At 39.6% G+C, this 13,694-nt stretch carries 21 protein-coding genes and 1 pseudogene; 3 read left to right on the top strand and 19 right to left on the bottom strand.

The window, feature by feature from the left end; all coding sequences use genetic code 11:
• Positions 1–523: 523 nt before the first annotated feature.
• The 5 genes from IM479_RS01230 to hcp all read right to left on the bottom strand — a co-directional run bounded on the left by IM479_RS01230 (position 524) and on the right by hcp (position 4,446).
• On the bottom strand, positions 524–1,072 hold the full coding sequence (locus IM479_RS01230; RefSeq protein WP_002740992.1) for an NADH-quinone oxidoreductase subunit B family protein: 549 nt from the start codon (positions 1,070–1,072) through the stop codon (positions 524–526).
• Positions 1,073–1,148: 76 nt separating this feature from the next.
• Positions 1,149–1,610 carry a hypothetical protein gene (locus IM479_RS01225; RefSeq protein WP_158202136.1) on the bottom strand — a complete coding sequence of 154 codons (462 nt, stop codon included), beginning with the start codon at positions 1,608–1,610 and terminating at the stop codon, positions 1,149–1,151.
• A gap of 2 nt (positions 1,611–1,612) precedes the next feature.
• Complete coding sequence (locus tag IM479_RS01220) at positions 1,613–2,008, bottom strand: hypothetical protein (protein ID WP_287684769.1); 396 nt, start codon at positions 2,006–2,008, stop codon at positions 1,613–1,615.
• A gap of 8 nt (positions 2,009–2,016) precedes the next feature.
• Complete coding sequence (gene hoxU, locus IM479_RS01215) at positions 2,017–2,733, bottom strand: bidirectional hydrogenase complex protein HoxU (RefSeq protein WP_286824218.1); 717 nt, start codon at positions 2,731–2,733, stop codon at positions 2,017–2,019.
• An 84-nt stretch (positions 2,734–2,817) separates the two neighbouring features.
• Positions 2,818–4,446: a hydroxylamine reductase gene (gene hcp / locus IM479_RS01210; protein ID WP_287684768.1), complete on the bottom strand. Its 1,629-nt coding sequence runs from the start codon at positions 4,444–4,446 to the stop codon at positions 2,818–2,820.
• 432 nt (positions 4,447–4,878) lie between these two features.
• On the opposite strand from hcp, the gene IM479_RS01205 reads away from it, so the two are divergent.
• Positions 4,879–5,082 carry an exonuclease/endonuclease/phosphatase family protein gene (locus IM479_RS01205; RefSeq protein ID WP_043999686.1) on the top strand — a complete coding sequence of 68 codons (204 nt, stop codon included), beginning with the start codon at positions 4,879–4,881 and terminating at the stop codon, positions 5,080–5,082.
• Between the two features lie 10 nt (positions 5,083–5,092).
• Here IM479_RS01205 and IM479_RS01200 read toward each other — a convergent pair whose 3' ends face one another.
• From IM479_RS01200 to IM479_RS01150, 14 genes and pseudogenes are all read right to left on the bottom strand, one after another.
• Complete coding sequence (locus tag IM479_RS01200) at positions 5,093–5,281, bottom strand: type II toxin-antitoxin system HicA family toxin (protein WP_002780187.1); 189 nt, start codon at positions 5,279–5,281, stop codon at positions 5,093–5,095.
• Between the two features lies 1 nt (position 5,282).
• Positions 5,283–5,501 (bottom strand): type II toxin-antitoxin system HicB family antitoxin, encoded by a 219-nt coding sequence (locus IM479_RS01195; RefSeq protein WP_272076921.1) that lies wholly within the window; start codon positions 5,499–5,501, stop codon positions 5,283–5,285.
• A 22-nt stretch (positions 5,502–5,523) separates the two neighbouring features.
• Positions 5,524–5,625, bottom strand: a complete 102-nt coding sequence (locus IM479_RS22955) for a TPR end-of-group domain-containing protein (RefSeq protein WP_416361023.1) — start codon at positions 5,623–5,625, stop codon at positions 5,524–5,526.
• Positions 5,618–6,034, bottom strand: a complete 417-nt coding sequence (locus IM479_RS01190; protein WP_287675487.1) for a type II toxin-antitoxin system VapC family toxin — start codon at positions 6,032–6,034, stop codon at positions 5,618–5,620. The genes IM479_RS22955 and IM479_RS01190 overlap by 8 nt, the downstream gene beginning before the upstream one ends.
• Position 6,035: 1 nt before the next feature.
• Positions 6,036–6,284, bottom strand: coding sequence for a hypothetical protein (locus tag IM479_RS01185; protein WP_287675486.1), 249 nt, complete (start codon positions 6,282–6,284; stop codon positions 6,036–6,038).
• A 110-nt stretch (positions 6,285–6,394) separates the two neighbouring features.
• A pseudogene (locus IM479_RS22950) lies at positions 6,395–6,505 on the bottom strand (TPR end-of-group domain-containing protein); the annotation flags it as partial.
• Positions 6,506–6,507: 2 nt separating this feature from the next.
• On the bottom strand, positions 6,508–6,930 hold the full coding sequence (locus IM479_RS01180) for a retropepsin-like aspartic protease (RefSeq protein WP_287076719.1): 423 nt from the start codon (positions 6,928–6,930) through the stop codon (positions 6,508–6,510).
• The gene (locus tag IM479_RS01175; protein ID WP_287076720.1) at positions 6,927–7,184 is read right to left on the bottom strand and encodes a hypothetical protein; all 258 of its coding nucleotides are present in this window, start codon (positions 7,182–7,184) and stop codon (positions 6,927–6,929) included. The genes IM479_RS01180 and IM479_RS01175 overlap by 4 nt, the downstream gene beginning before the upstream one ends.
• Before the next feature lie 54 nt (positions 7,185–7,238).
• Positions 7,239–7,346 carry a TPR end-of-group domain-containing protein gene (locus IM479_RS22945; RefSeq protein ID WP_416361022.1) on the bottom strand — a complete coding sequence of 36 codons (108 nt, stop codon included), beginning with the start codon at positions 7,344–7,346 and terminating at the stop codon, positions 7,239–7,241.
• A 7-nt stretch (positions 7,347–7,353) separates the two neighbouring features.
• Complete coding sequence (locus IM479_RS01170) at positions 7,354–7,494, bottom strand: type II toxin-antitoxin system HicA family toxin (RefSeq protein WP_323801792.1); 141 nt, start codon at positions 7,492–7,494, stop codon at positions 7,354–7,356.
• A 44-nt stretch (positions 7,495–7,538) separates the two neighbouring features.
• Positions 7,539–7,751, bottom strand: a complete 213-nt coding sequence (locus IM479_RS01165) for a type II toxin-antitoxin system HicB family antitoxin (protein WP_287076722.1) — start codon at positions 7,749–7,751, stop codon at positions 7,539–7,541.
• Between the two features lie 144 nt (positions 7,752–7,895).
• Positions 7,896–9,824 (bottom strand): tetratricopeptide repeat protein, encoded by a 1,929-nt coding sequence (locus IM479_RS01160; protein WP_287699046.1) that lies wholly within the window; start codon positions 9,822–9,824, stop codon positions 7,896–7,898.
• A gap of 88 nt (positions 9,825–9,912) precedes the next feature.
• The gene (locus tag IM479_RS01155) at positions 9,913–11,229 is read right to left on the bottom strand and encodes a P-loop NTPase fold protein (RefSeq protein ID WP_287684764.1); all 1,317 of its coding nucleotides are present in this window, start codon (positions 11,227–11,229) and stop codon (positions 9,913–9,915) included.
• Positions 11,230–11,376: 147 nt separating this feature from the next.
• On the bottom strand, positions 11,377–12,372 hold the full coding sequence (locus tag IM479_RS01150) for a hypothetical protein (protein WP_287684762.1): 996 nt from the start codon (positions 12,370–12,372) through the stop codon (positions 11,377–11,379).
• A 159-nt stretch (positions 12,373–12,531) separates the two neighbouring features.
• On the opposite strand from IM479_RS01150, the gene IM479_RS01145 reads away from it, so the two are divergent.
• Complete coding sequence (locus IM479_RS01145; protein WP_024970485.1) at positions 12,532–12,822, top strand: YiaA/YiaB family inner membrane protein; 291 nt, start codon at positions 12,532–12,534, stop codon at positions 12,820–12,822.
• A 380-nt stretch (positions 12,823–13,202) separates the two neighbouring features.
• The gene (locus IM479_RS01140; RefSeq protein ID WP_287684761.1) at positions 13,203–13,385 is read left to right on the top strand and encodes a hypothetical protein; all 183 of its coding nucleotides are present in this window, start codon (positions 13,203–13,205) and stop codon (positions 13,383–13,385) included.
• Positions 13,386–13,694 lie beyond the last annotated feature (309 nt).

Raw genomic sequence — 13,694 nt, 5'->3', positions numbered from 1 at the left:
TTCCGAAAGTCCTTGACTTGTTTCAGTTTTTCTATTAAGCTCAACATATATTTTAAAAATTGCCGGTCACTTCTCATTTTACCTGACAGTGATCGCTTTTACTTTTGATATTCTGATGGGAGAATGAAACAGCCCTACCCAAACCCCCCGTTGGGGGCGTGGCGCCGCCCCCAAACCCCCCGCGCATTAGTTTTTCGGTGGGATGCTTACAGACGGCTGCTGACACATCTGTAATAATTTAAGAGTCACTCCACTTGCATGAGTGCCTCTTCTGATATGTAGCCTATACTCAGTGGATTTAGTATAATCAGTAAACAGTAAACAGTAAACAGCGAAAAGACAGCAGCAAGCTGGCATTTGATGAGGCTCACTTAATACATACTGCTCACTCAAAACTCAAAACTCAAAACTCAAAACTCAAAACTCAAAACTTAAAACTCAAAACTTAAAACTCAAATCTGATAACTGATAACTGATAACTGATAACTGATAACTGATAACTGATAACTGATAACTGATTCAATTAACCAAATTTAATCATTTCTCGTCCTGCCATCACGGGTAATTCCCCTTTTAAAATCGGAATCAATGTCTCGCGAATTCTGTCCGCATCGGGGGGACAACCCGGCATAAAAATATCGATGGGAATGACTTGATGGACGGGCAGCACTTGATCTAATAATTCGGGAACGATACCGGGTTCTTCTGGTAGTTGAGGGGTGTTATCTCCTAACTCTAAATAAGCTCTTTTTAGCACGGGATCGGCAGTTCCTAACATATTCCGCATAGCGGGAACGTTAGCAGTCACGGCGCAATCACCAAAAGAAACGACGGTTTTGGTATTTTGGCGGACTAGATGAATTAGTTCTAAATTGTCCTGATTAGCGATCGCTCCTTCCACTAAACAGACATCGACATTTTCGGGATAGGTTTTCAGATCGCAGCCGACGGGACTATATACCACGTCAACTTTTTCGGCTAATTCTAACAGCCATTCATCCAAATCGAGGAAGGACATATGGCATCCCGAACAACCGGCTAACCAGACAGTAGCGAAGCGAATTTTACTCATAATTTTAATTCCTTGGTTGGTATTGTTGGCTGAGTTGCAATTTGGTCAAAAGGATCAAACGAAAAGAAATTCTCTTTTAAGCTATTTTTGCCTCCAGGATAAACTCTTGCATTTTTTCCTCAAAGAAAGGGGCTAAATCTAGATTTTTCCAGTCTTTAAGTAGCTCAAAAATAATCGCCTCTGATGCAAAATTTCCGGTATAAGAAATAAAAGAAAAAGGACGTTTGCTGAAATTGAGCAAACAGCTTAAAATCGTGCAATGGTCTTTCACTCCAAAACCAAGAGAACAGGTTTTATCTCGATCTTTTACTCGCCAATTATCAGCATTTTTGGCATAAATATCTAGGGCAACTAAAGCGGAATCCACCTCTCTAGAATATTTAATTAAGAGCGAATACAAAACCCTAGGCTCTTGACTGACATCAGACAAAATTTCAATTATCCGACAAGGAATACTAGAAAATTGCGCCGTCAAATTGGAGAGAGACTGACACATTTCTAGGGCTTGCAGAAATTGCGATTCGGGTGATGTGGTCATAATTATCTTGTTTGCTGAATTGAATCGGACCAAGGATATTGTTTTTGTGCCAGTAAATGCGCTTGTTGCTGCGAAAAGCCTCGATTAATCACTAAGTCAGATTCGTAGATTTCATGATTGAGAAACATCCGATCAAGATTATTCCCTTGAGCGCCAGCGAGTCTTCGCCAAGCTGCTACCATTAAACCTTCGGGAAAAAATTGATATCGAGACACTCCCGATCCAAAAGCATAATCCTTGGCGCGTTGAATATCGAGATACGATATTTCGTATTGGGTGGCAATCGCTAGGATATCTTGATTATTACCCATAATCTGATCATAGTCCTCCCTTACCTTGGCCGTTAGTTTCTTCTCGTAGATATCTAAATGCGCCCATCGATCACTATCACCCTCCATCGATTACTTTAACGCGTCCATTGGTGTTGAGTCCTAGCGTTAACTAAAAATTCCAACTTCGAGCGATCTTCCTCTTTTTCAGAAACGGCGGAACCCTTACGGAATATCGCCCCGGTTGGACAAGCGGCAACACATTTGCCGCAGGAAGTACAGGCAGAAACGCTGCCCCAAGGCTGATCCATTCCCGCAATAATTTTATCTTTTTCGCCGCGATAAGCCAGATCCCAAACGTGCGCCCCTTCAATTTCATCGCAGACTCGCACACAACGGGTACAGAGAACACAACGATTATGATCGATACCAAAAAGAGGATGGGAAATATCCACTTCTCGCTTGGGAAAACGGTAGGGAAAACGACTATGATCCATACCCACTTCGATGGCTAAATCTTGTAATTCACAGTTACCATTAGCCACACAAACTGCACAAACGTGATTACCTTCAGCGAATAATAATTCCACCGTCATGCGGCGATATTCTTTCAGTTTTGGGGTATCGGTATGAACCACCATTCCTTCCGCCACTTCCGTTACACAGGCGGGTAATAATTTATTAATACCTTCAATTTCTACCAAACATAAGCGACAGGCGGCCACTTCGGAAACCCCCTCGAGATGACAGAGGGCGGGAATTTTTATTCCTACCTGACTAGCTGCCGCGAGAACTCGCGAACCCGCTTCGATCGCTACATCTTTACCATCAATGCTTAAAGTGATTACGGACATAAAAATTATTCTCCTTGAGGATAATATCCCTCTCCTTCCATAGGCCACGGTTTGCCACCAAAGGTGGGATTTTTACAGAAAGTTTTAACCTAGACAATCGGCTAAGTCTTTTGCGGGGGTGGTAATCGGCTGCAGGTGATAGGTATCGGCGAGGAATTTCAGGACGTTAGGGGAGATAAATGCCGGTAAAGTTGGTCCCAGACGGATATTTTGCATACCTAGATGCAGCAGGGTGAGCAGTACAGCGATCGCTTTTTGTTCGTACCAAGAGATAATTAGGGAGAGGGGAATCTCATTGACGCTAACGTTAAAAGCGTTGGCTAATCCTAGGGCGATTTTGATGGCACTATAGGCATCGTTACATTGTCCCACGTCCATTAGCCGCGGTAATCCTTCGATGCTACCTAATTGTTTGTCGAAAAAGCGGAATTTTCCGCAGGCAAGGGTTAAAACGATACAATCTTCGGGGACTTGTTCCACAAATTCGGTGTAGTAATTGCGATCGGGTTTTGCCCCATCGCAGCCACCAACTAGGAAGAAGTGACGGATTTTACCCTGTTTAAGGGCATCAACCACCGTATCAGCGACACTGAGGACGGTATTGTGGGCAAATCCCACCATTACCTGCCGAGGTTCGCTTATTTCAGTAAATCCGGGCAATGACAGTGCTTTAGCAATCACGGGACTAAAATCGATCGCACCGTCAACTGTTTCTAAGCGGTTAATATGGGCATAACCCACAGGTCCGAGGGTAAAGAGTTTACTTTCATAGTTTTCGTGGGGGGGCATGAGACAATTAGTAGTTAAAACTATTGCCCCCGGAAACTTAGCAAATTCTTTAGTTTGATTTTGCCACGCGGTTCCATAATGACCGTAGAGATGGGGATATTTTTCTTTTAGTTTTGGATAACCGTGAGCGGGTAATAATTCTCCGTGGGTATAGACTGTTATGCCAGTATTGGCAGTTTGTGCCAGTAAAGCTGCCAATTGTTTAATATCATGGCCGGAGACTAAAATGGCTTTACCTAAACGCGGATTTAAGGGAACATTTGTCGGTATCGGATGACCGTAGGTTTCGGTATGACCTTGATCTAATAATTCCATGGCCCGCAGGTTTGCTGCCCCGACTTTTAGACAGATTGCCACCCAATCATTCAGGTTTAAATCCCCCCGATCAATTGCCGCTAAAGTCTCTTGGATAACCTGATAAACCGAGTCATCCTCTTGACCTAATTCCTGAGCGTGGAAAGTATAGGAAGCAAGACCTTTAACTCCGTAGATAGCGGTTAACTTTAGGGAAAAAATATCGATGTCCTGCACTTTTTCAATTAGTTCTAAGGATACTTCTTGACCTTGGCTAACTAGGCTCTCATTAAAATTAGGCTGATAGTTGGCAAGTGCAGACCAGTCCAGCGATCCCAATTGTGCTTTTAAATTTTCCCGAATCTCTAAACAACGCTGAATATAATCGGTAAAACGTCGTTGATCGAAGTTCACATTGGTCATGGTGGCGAAAAGCGACTCACAGGTAAAAATATCGGCTTCGCGAGTAGATATCGCCGCTTCTTTGGCTTTTAAAACTACCGATGCTAATCCCCGCAGACAATAAACTAATAAGTCTTGAACAGCGTTGACTTCGGGACTTTTTCCACAGGCTCCCCACTGATGGCAACCATTACCACTAGCGGTTTGTTCGCATTGTTCACAAAACATAAGTTTTCTCTCTTTTTTTCAGTAGATTGACAGATTGTCGCGATTTGTTCTACTAAGTTCAATCCCGCTTTTTTGAAAGTTATTTATTAGCCTTCACCCGGCAAGAATTATGGATTTTACGACTGGAAAGCTTGTCTTGACAGCCTCTCCTCTCTGAACTATGTTTTTATTCTCTCACTCTTTTTACCATTTGGGTTCTGATTTTAGATTTCCTCAAGAATTACCGATTAAACAATTATTTAGTTGTCTTATTTAAATTAAGTATTTTTGGTGATTTTTATGATATAATGAGCGAAATTTTCGATTTTTAGGCGGTCAATTATACTAAATCCCTTGAGTATAGGCTACATATCAAGAGAGGCACTCATGCAAGAGGCAAAGGGGAGAATAAATAATCAGTTTTTGATAACCAGATTTAGTATAATTTCTGATATGTCAAATCAAGAAACTAAACCAGCATCTATTTCTCTGAATGCTAGGAAGCAATCTGTTGATTTTCCTCAAAACCCTGAACAGCCACTTCTAGTTGAAGAATTGGAATGGTCAGAAACCGAGGTCAAAGAATCTTATTATCACCTCCAACACCTTGAAAATGATTGGAATGCACCTAAAATAAATATTTATTACAAGCTTTAATCGAGGTGATTTAAAACTTTGCTTCTAGTCCAGCTTGTTTGCAAATGACATTGGCTGTTACTTTATCAATAGTACGGTGTCTTTTAATGGGAATAGTTTTTTCTCCATTGGTATAGATAGAGTGATTCCCGCCTTCCCTGAGAAGATAAAAACCATTTTCTTCAAAATATTTGATTAGATCTCTGCGTTTTACTGACATCTTAAATACTTAGATAAATTGATTCTAACAAGCATTCTTCTAGAGGAATCGGTTGGTTTTGTTGTTGATAGGCTAAAATCATTTCAAAGAGAGCATCTTTGAGCATTTCTCGACATTCTTCTAAGGTTGCTCCTTCGGTAATCACTTCTGGCCATTCTATCAGTTGTCCCATGTAACCAGAGGGAATTTTTGTATATTTAGCAGTATATTGATTGAGCATAGTTATCTCTTTTTTTATCTACTTAACTTAGCAATGATTGAAACCGCTCATCTCCCCGAATCTGCTCAAAATCTTGATCCGTTTTTGCCATATCTTGATATTCGGTATGGAGGTTGTCAGTCAGGAATTATTGCATCAATCATTTCTCTCCGATTCTTGCGATAAATATAGAAATCGCTATCTAAAGTTAACACAGAACTGCTTTCAATTAATTCAGTCATCCTCACCAAACAAGCATCAGCAAAAGACATGGGAACGGATTGATAACGCTGTCTTAACTCTCGGATGACTTTGACTTCATCATTTAGGCTAAAATCTATTTTAATTGTTCCCCGTTCAATTAAAGACATTATTGCATCTTCACTCCCATAAACATCTTGTAAAATAAAACAGGATTCAGTGATAACTGCCTCACAAGTTAATAAAGGTTTGGCAACTTTTTCCCATTGCTGAATTGCCCAATTGTGATAATTATCACTCCGGTCGAGAACGGCGACTAAGACCCCCGTATCTAGAATTACTCTTTTAAGCATATTAGACTAGATGCTTTTTTTTAAATTCCCTCTTTTTTAGGGATAAATCTCCTTTACCACTGTCTAAACACCCCACTAAGTCTCCGGCTGATTCTAAAGCAGAAATTTCTCTTTCTTCCTCATGAATTGCTGTCTTATCTGCTTTAAGTTGCAAAAATTCAATAAACTCTATTACTTGTTGTTGTTGTTGTGGGTTGAGGGTTTGCAGTTTTTCTAAAATGGTTTGTTGGTGGGTGGTTGCCAGTGTCATAGCAATTGTTCTCCTGATAGGATAGAAAGTTGTGACTTAAGAGTTATTATACCCTAATTCTGATGATAGGATTGCTTTCGACATAGATAGTTATCTCTTTTTGGGTTTTCTTAACTTAGCAATGATTGAAACCGCTCATCTCCCCGAATCTGCTCAAAATCCTTATCCGTTTTCGCCATATCTTGATATTCGACATCAAGATTGATGGCGCGTTGTAAGTTTCCTAAGATTTAATAATGTTCTGGCAATATATTTTAGCTGTTGCTACTGAGATAACAGATTGACAACTAATCAAAAAGTTCATACCTAATAAACCATCTACCCGCAAAACTGCTGGAATATTGTAGGCCATAACTTCAAAATTTTTGAGAAGTTGTCCTATACAATTAAACCAAGCAATTTGAATTATAGGTATCGGAGGGGTAGTTCCTTTGCCAGTTACTATTGTTTGCTTGCTTTGAGGATTATTTAGATTGTAACCTAAATCTTCTAAGATTTTGACAGGCAATATTGTCATACTAGAGCCTGTATCAACTAATAAAGTAACTCGATAAAAATCTCCCTTATTTATTCCGCCAATCATGGCATTAATTTTAAACAAATTTTGACCATGACGCAGCAATGAATGAGGTTTATTATAAGTCATATAACCACCACTATATTATCAGGAATAATGCCAGTATATTCAATAGCTACTGGTTGTCCTTGTCGTAAAGAAAGTTGATTATAAACTTCATCTCTGTTGGCTGAATGGGTTAAAACTTGTCCTTGAATAACATTAAGTTCCTCATCTAGTTCAGGATTGAGGATTAGTACCCATTGATCCGGATAAAACTGACAGATTTCTTGTCTGCTTAGAAGATTTGGACTTTCTGTTTGAGATAGGGTAGTAGCTTTCATAATTGTTAATTATTTAAAGTTAAATTGTCTTACTTAATTATACTATAAACAGAGTTATTCGTCAATATTAACCAACAATCTCTGAAACCGCTCATCTCCCCGAATCTGCTCAAAATCTTGATCTGTTTTCGCCATATCCTGATATTCGACATCAAGACTGATGAACGATTTATTTGATTAGTGGTATTCCGAGATCTTTGCATATTTTATTAGCGAGAATATCCCTAATTTCCGTATGTCTTGGAATCGCAGATCTTTTATTTAATCGGGGGTTAAACCACCAAGAATGGCTACTTCCTTCTCTGAGCATTTCACAACCTTGAGAACGAAGGTAGCGGATGAACTGTTTGCGTTTCATACAACAATTTTCTCTTCTTGGTAGTTTCCCCTAGTAGCGGCAATTGCTTCCTGTTTATTCAATTCTAATGCTTCACTAAGAGTAATTTTTAGGCTTTCTAATAACTGATCACGAGATGCTTCTTGACAGTTAACTCCCGGAATTTCTTCTATCCAACCAATCCACCAATCGCCGTCTAGCTGAATTATAGCTGTGTAGGTGTTAGTCATAGAATATCTCCTTGAGTAAAGTAGAAATATATAGCGTTTTTCAGTCTGCTGAGGTACAAAAGTTATGGGTTTTAGGCAAAAGGCAATAGGCAAAAGGGAAGAAAAATAGGTGTACCTCACTAGCTTAGGAAACGCTATATATTATTATACTCGACCTAGCAATGATTGAAACCGCTCATCTCCCCGAATCTGCTCAAAATCTTGATCCGTTTTCGCCATATCCTGATATTTGACATCAAGATTGATGGCGCGTTGTAAGTTTTCGATAGCTAATTCTACATTGTTTTGTAAGCCATAACAAACAGCTTTATTGTAGTAAGCATTAGCATCATTTGAATTAATTTTAATAGCACGATCAAAAGATTCTAGTGCATCTTTATATCGTCCCATACAAGTTAAAGCATATCCTCGATTATCCCAAGCTTCATGGTAATCGGGTTTAATTTCTAAAGCTTGATCGTAGGATGCGATCGCTTGTTCATACCTTCCTAAGTTACCCAACGCAATCCCTCGGTTGTTCCAAGCATCAGGGTCATCGGGTTTAATTTCTAAAGCTTGATCGTAGGATGCGATCGCTTCTTCATACCTTCCTAAATTACCTAACGCAAACCCTCGGCCGTACCAAGCTTGATGGTAATCGGGTTTAATTTCTAAAGCTTGATCGTAGGATGCGATCGCTTGTTCATACCTTCCTAAATTACCTAACGCATTCCCTCGGTTGTACCAAGCTTGATGGTAATCGGGTTTAATTTCTAAAGCTTGATCGTAGGATGCGATCGCTTGTTCATACCTTCCTAAATTACCTAACGCAATCCCTCGGTTGTTCCAAGCTTCATGCAAATCGGGTTTAATTTCTAAAGCTTGATCAAAGGATGCGATCGCTTCTTCATACCTTCCTAAATTACCTAACGCAATCCCTCGGTTGTTCCAAGCTTGATGGTCATCGGGTTTAATTTCTAAAGCTTGATCAAAGGATGCGATCGCTTGTTCATACCTTCCTAAATTACCTAACGCAAACCCTCGGCCGTACCAAGCTACATGGTAATCGGGTTTAATTTCTAAAGCTTGATCGTAGGATGCGATCGCTTCTTCATACCTTCCTAAGTTACCTAACGCAATCCCTCGGCCGTACCAAGCTAGATGGTAATCGGGTTTAATTTCTAAAGCTTGATCGTAGGATGCGATCGCTTCTTCATACCTTCCTAAGTTACCTAACGCAATCCCTCGGTTGTTCCAAGCTTCATGCAAATCGGGTTTAATTTCTAAAGCTTGATCAAAGGATGCGATCGCTTGTTCGTATTCTTTTCCCATTGCATGAATTAAACCTTTTTCATGCCACAATTGAGATGCTCGAACAGGATCGAGAGATGGGGAATCGCTTAAATAGGCCTTAATTTCGGCCAACTTTTCCTGTCGTTGTTGGGGAGTGAATTGCTGATAGGTATCGAGATCGCTGTCTAAATAAACCAGTCTTCTAATTTCTCTTTCCAATATGTCCTTATCGGTCGGAAATTCATAAACTCCCGAATACCAATCAAAAAAATCCGACGCACGACGAATAAAATACCGCAAGGCAAATTCCGGCAATAAGAATACTAAAGTAAAGGGAAATTGCCGCTCAAATCGCTCACGGGATAGGTTTAAATAGCCTAAAATCTTAGGAACTCCGGCCCAGGTTCCTCCATAAACTGGACTTTGACTCGACAAGAAATAGCCTTGACTTTCCGCTTCTTCGTAGCGCAGTAGTGCATTTTCTAAACCTCGCACAAAAAGAATGTTTAGATTGGTATAATTTGGTAGATCGACAATTTTCTCATACAAATTATCGGTTTCTGAATCAAGTTGCAGGACTTGAATATTTTTATTGGGTAAATCTTGACTGATTCCCCGAATAATCTCATCAGCTTGCACGGGAGAACAGCGAACAAAGAGTAAATTAAAGCCATTTTTTCGTCTGAGCGATCGCAGTAATGCTTGATAGGATTCTGCTGCTGTTAGGGGTTGATCTTCTAGCAATCCTTCAAAATCCGATTCCTGAGAGTTAGTTAAGGGTTTTACTTTTTGGTTTGTCATTATTATATATAGCTGTATTCAGAGTTATGAGGTACAATGATTTTCTTACCTGTTCCCTGTTTCCCGCTCCCCATTCATAATTCATCATTCATAATTCATCATTAAACTCCTTAATTTCGGTAATTAAAGGATGCACATCATACCAACTTTTTAACTCTGCATCTGCATCAAAATAAGCATATTGTAAAACACAACGATTGAATAATAATTTACGATGAGCTTCATCATTTTGAATTTCGTTGGTAAGATGTACCTTAGCCAGAATTTTCCACTGCTCGTGTTCTACTGTTCTCCGATAGACATCTCTAGCTTGGGTTATTGCTCTTTGAGCAGCTTTTGCGGTAATGGGTAAAGCATCCACATGATCTAAAGCGGTTTGCATTAATAAAATTAAGTTTCGTACATGACCTCCAGTCATTAAACATAATCGCTCCAGAACTTCTTGACTTTCAAAAATATCTGTTTCTAGCTTTTTCGTTGGTAAAAATTGCTGGGTTCTTTTCTCAATAATAGCCTTAATTTTTGCTATACCATCAGGATTAATAGTACGATCAGGATTGCGGAGCATAATCATCGGTAAAACCATCGGGTCATTATCATAAATATCGCGGAGATCATTGGCCCGATTAGAATAGGCCATTGAAATAGGTATAGTATAAATCAAATGACAATTTAACCCCTTTAATTGATCGGCTCGATCTAAAAAAATCTCATCATGATTAGTTTTATGATCTCGCCGATTTATTGGTACAATGCGATCTAAGTTATCAACAATTACCACTAATTTTTTTGAATCATCTAAGACATTTTTGCTATTATCAATAAACTCATTTAGTGCTGTTAACAGCGTAACAGTATGAGGATTAATTTTATTTCTTATTTCTTGTCTTTGACTGGGAATTGCCCGAATCGCCGCAGACAATTTACCAAAATATTTAATTAAATCCCCTGTTTCTAGTTTAACATCTTCAACTTTAATCTCTGTTAAAGCTAAATCAATTAAATCCTGCCAACGGGATTTTATCCAGTTTTTTAAGGGGGTTGAATTAGCCTGTTTTAGTTGTTCTAATAAATGGCGCGTACAGGCAATGAGAATATCTGTATATTGAGCATCTTCTGGATCGATATCATCTTCATCTGCTGCAAAATAAACAACAAAACAATTTTCTTGATCTAGATATTTTTTCAGGCGCAATAATTCCGTGGATTTCCCCCCTCCTCGATGTCCTGTGTAGAGTTGATGGGTGTACTCTGTTGGCAGCGCACGAATAATTTTTCTGCCCAAATCTAGACAAACATCGGCATCCGCTCTCACTGCTTTTAGATCTACATAAAAGGGACTATCGGCAGGTAAAGGAACTGGTTTAAAGGCATGAGCAAGATTAGCGATTAATTGTTCAGACATAGGCGACGATAGCTTGATTGATGTCATTATTATAACAATACTTATTTACAAGATGTTATACCAAATCCGCTTTTAATATTACGATGAACTCCCGATCGAACTTCAAAAACCCAGTTATGGATTTTTTCCCCCACTTCCCACTCCCGATTAAAATTGAATTTCACTCATATCTAGGGATAAAAAGCGATCGAGTCCTAAATACATCCAATAAATAGAGTTTGGGGATTCCTGAATAGTTTTTTGAAATCCCAAGGCTGCGGCTAATTTCTCATAATCGGGATGGATAATCAAGGTATGTAAATCGCAGAGATTAGGAAAATCTAAGGTCATTCTCTGGAGAGTTTTTTGGGCATCTTGCAGGAAGATTAAACGATATTTCTCTAAATAATTAGCATCAATCATCCAACTGCGAATAAATACCGAAAGACAATTTTCATCTCCCACGGATGCCATTTTAAAAGGATCCTGTTCGTTGATCGCACTTAGATGTAAACTCTTGTTAGGAGAGGTAAAAAAATTCGCTTCCGACTCGTTTGCAGTGGGATAGAGGAGATAAAAACCGACGGGATTAAGATTATCTACCCGACGCAAAACTCGCATACCTGTAGTGTAATCTTTTGCCCAACCCCGCAACAGACGAGAAATGCGATGGGGAATTGCCTCAGCATTGCGATTCATCCAGTTATAATTGCCTGTCAGCAAGTTAGCTACAGGAATCGCATCACAACGGGGATTAAATTGATCTAATTGCAATTCTACAGATGATTCTGAGCTATCAGGCTCTAAAATCCCCGCAATTGGTTTGATTTTAACTCTGGTTGTGTTGCCGTCAAAAAATTTTTCAATTAAACCAAGGGCTGCTAATTTATCTAACATCATACCAGCAGAGCGATCGCTGCCCTGGTCCTGATCCTGATAAAATAAATCCGATGCTTGTCGATGGGTACAGATAATGGCAGTGGTGGGAAAAATTAACTGGGATAAAGGGGGTTTTACCTGTCCCTCGTTGGCGATCGCATAAATCCAGAGACGCAGAAAACAAGTGGCACGCACCCGGGTTAATCCTACTTTCCCCACCAAGCGATCGATCATCTGTTCTTGTTTTTCCCAAGAATACCAAATTTTCAGATGTTTAATCTCCATCTTTTTGGTCCTAGATTCTAACAACGATTATACTTCATACTTCACCCCACTTCACCCTAATTCCCCCCAGTTCTCAACCCTCCCCCGACTAGATAGCGCTCATTGTTGTTGCATCCTTAGAACAGACAGAATGGGTGCAGAAACGTTTAGGAGGCAATTATGAACGATAAAAAATACGGTACTGCTCCCAGTCACACTCAAGCGTGGATTTTTCAAACTTGGTTATCTTTTATTGTCTCTATTTCTGCCACTTCTTTAGGGGTGGTTTATCTGCCAGTAGATCCGTGGATTAAAGGTTATTTAGGCATGGGTTTACTATTTACCGTCGGTTCCACCATTAATTTATCAAAAACTGTCCGCGATGTCGAAGAATCTAAACGCTTAATTAATCGCATTGATGAAGTAAAGTTAGAACGGATATTGACTCAGTACGATCCTTATAAGGATTAGGTTTTCCCAGTTATTGGTTATCAGTTTTTTCGATTATTCTCACCCTTTTTTATGACTTAGGAGAGTTTATATGCTATTCACAACTAATCTAATCAGTGTGACCAAAGGAATAATTTCTCTTTTACAAAATCCCGGTAATACGCTGTCTGTATATGACATTGAAGATTGCTTAAAAGAGAGTTGTTTACAGCGATTATCTTTGCAATATGTTAAAAGCGATCGGGAGCATCTCACCTTTGTAACTCCTAAATTAAGTTTTATGTCAAGCTATTTTGAAAGCCTTGCTAGAAGACAGTTTCATCGACAAGTATAATTACTCACTTGCAAAAATGAGATGCCTCCTCCCTAATAAATAAACAAACCAATAGATACTTGAGGCAATGATGATTGCAGAATTAAATATCCGGTTAGAAGCCCACGAAAAAACAACCGCAGAGATAAGGGTACGGAAAGAAGATATCGACCAGCAGTCGGCCGAGTTTAACCAATGGATGACCGGAATCAAAGCAAGGTTGGATGCGATCGCAGGCAAGATCGAACGGGCCAAAAACAACACCAAGTAGAGCGAACGCAAAGCGCTCGCTACGCCAGATCGCATTCTCTCGCTCAAAGGAAAAGGTGCTTCATGAGTTTATTGTCGGCAAATCGATCGCTTCGACCAACTAACCGAACATAACCCCACCTTATCACCCCAACAAGAAATACTTTTGTCAAACCCCTTTACAAACCGATACAAAATCTCTAAGATAGAGACATCATCAATCGTACCTCGACAACTTAATAGGAATCATAAACCAATGACCACCACCTTACAACAGCGCGAGAGCGCTTCCCTGTGGGAGCAGTTCTGTCAGTGGATCACCAGCACCAAC

Source organism: Microcystis sp. M165S2 (assembly GCF_020245885.1).
Lineage (GTDB): Bacteria > Cyanobacteriota > Cyanobacteriia > Cyanobacteriales > Microcystaceae > Microcystis.
The sequence above is the reverse complement of the archived record's forward strand: the minus strand, read 5'-3'. Positions and strand labels throughout refer to the sequence as shown.

What these genes read in the sequence shown, in the direction of transcription:
- IM479_RS01230 (WP_002740992.1), bottom strand. Translation starts at nt 1,072, where the DNA reads ATGAGTAAAATTCGCTTCGCTACTGTCTGGTTAGCCGGTTGTTCGGGA.
- IM479_RS01225 (WP_158202136.1), bottom strand. Translation starts at nt 1,610, where the DNA reads ATGACCACATCACCCGAATCGCAATTTCTGCAAGCCCTAGAAATGTGT.
- IM479_RS01220 (WP_287684769.1), bottom strand. Translation starts at nt 2,008, where the DNA reads ATGGAGGGTGATAGTGATCGATGGGCGCATTTAGATATCTACGAGAAG.
- hoxU (WP_286824218.1), bottom strand. Translation starts at nt 2,733, where the DNA reads ATGTCCGTAATCACTTTAAGCATTGATGGTAAAGATGTAGCGATCGAA.
- hcp (WP_287684768.1), bottom strand. Translation starts at nt 4,446, where the DNA reads ATGTTTTGTGAACAATGCGAACAAACCGCTAGTGGTAATGGTTGCCAT.
- IM479_RS01205 (WP_043999686.1), top strand. Translation starts at nt 4,879, where the DNA reads ATGTCAAATCAAGAAACTAAACCAGCATCTATTTCTCTGAATGCTAGG.
- IM479_RS01200 (WP_002780187.1), bottom strand. Translation starts at nt 5,281, where the DNA reads ATGTCAGTAAAACGCAGAGATCTAATCAAATATTTTGAAGAAAATGGT.
- IM479_RS01195 (WP_272076921.1), bottom strand. Translation starts at nt 5,501, where the DNA reads ATGCTCAATCAATATACTGCTAAATATACAAAAATTCCCTCTGGTTAC.
- IM479_RS01190 (WP_287675487.1), bottom strand. Translation starts at nt 6,034, where the DNA reads ATGCTTAAAAGAGTAATTCTAGATACGGGGGTCTTAGTCGCCGTTCTC.
- IM479_RS01185 (WP_287675486.1), bottom strand. Translation starts at nt 6,284, where the DNA reads ATGACACTGGCAACCACCCACCAACAAACCATTTTAGAAAAACTGCAA.
- IM479_RS01180 (WP_287076719.1), bottom strand. Translation starts at nt 6,930, where the DNA reads ATGACTTATAATAAACCTCATTCATTGCTGCGTCATGGTCAAAATTTG.
- IM479_RS01175 (WP_287076720.1), bottom strand. Translation starts at nt 7,184, where the DNA reads ATGAAAGCTACTACCCTATCTCAAACAGAAAGTCCAAATCTTCTAAGC.
- IM479_RS01170 (WP_323801792.1), bottom strand. Translation starts at nt 7,494, where the DNA reads ATGCTCAGAGAAGGAAGTAGCCATTCTTGGTGGTTTAACCCCCGATTA.
- IM479_RS01165 (WP_287076722.1), bottom strand. Translation starts at nt 7,751, where the DNA reads ATGACTAACACCTACACAGCTATAATTCAGCTAGACGGCGATTGGTGG.
- IM479_RS01160 (WP_287699046.1), bottom strand. Translation starts at nt 9,824, where the DNA reads ATGACAAACCAAAAAGTAAAACCCTTAACTAACTCTCAGGAATCGGAT.
- IM479_RS01155 (WP_287684764.1), bottom strand. Translation starts at nt 11,229, where the DNA reads ATGTCTGAACAATTAATCGCTAATCTTGCTCATGCCTTTAAACCAGTT.
- IM479_RS01150 (WP_287684762.1), bottom strand. Translation starts at nt 12,372, where the DNA reads ATGGAGATTAAACATCTGAAAATTTGGTATTCTTGGGAAAAACAAGAA.
- IM479_RS01145 (WP_024970485.1), top strand. Translation starts at nt 12,532, where the DNA reads ATGAACGATAAAAAATACGGTACTGCTCCCAGTCACACTCAAGCGTGG.
- IM479_RS01140 (WP_287684761.1), top strand. Translation starts at nt 13,203, where the DNA reads ATGATGATTGCAGAATTAAATATCCGGTTAGAAGCCCACGAAAAAACA.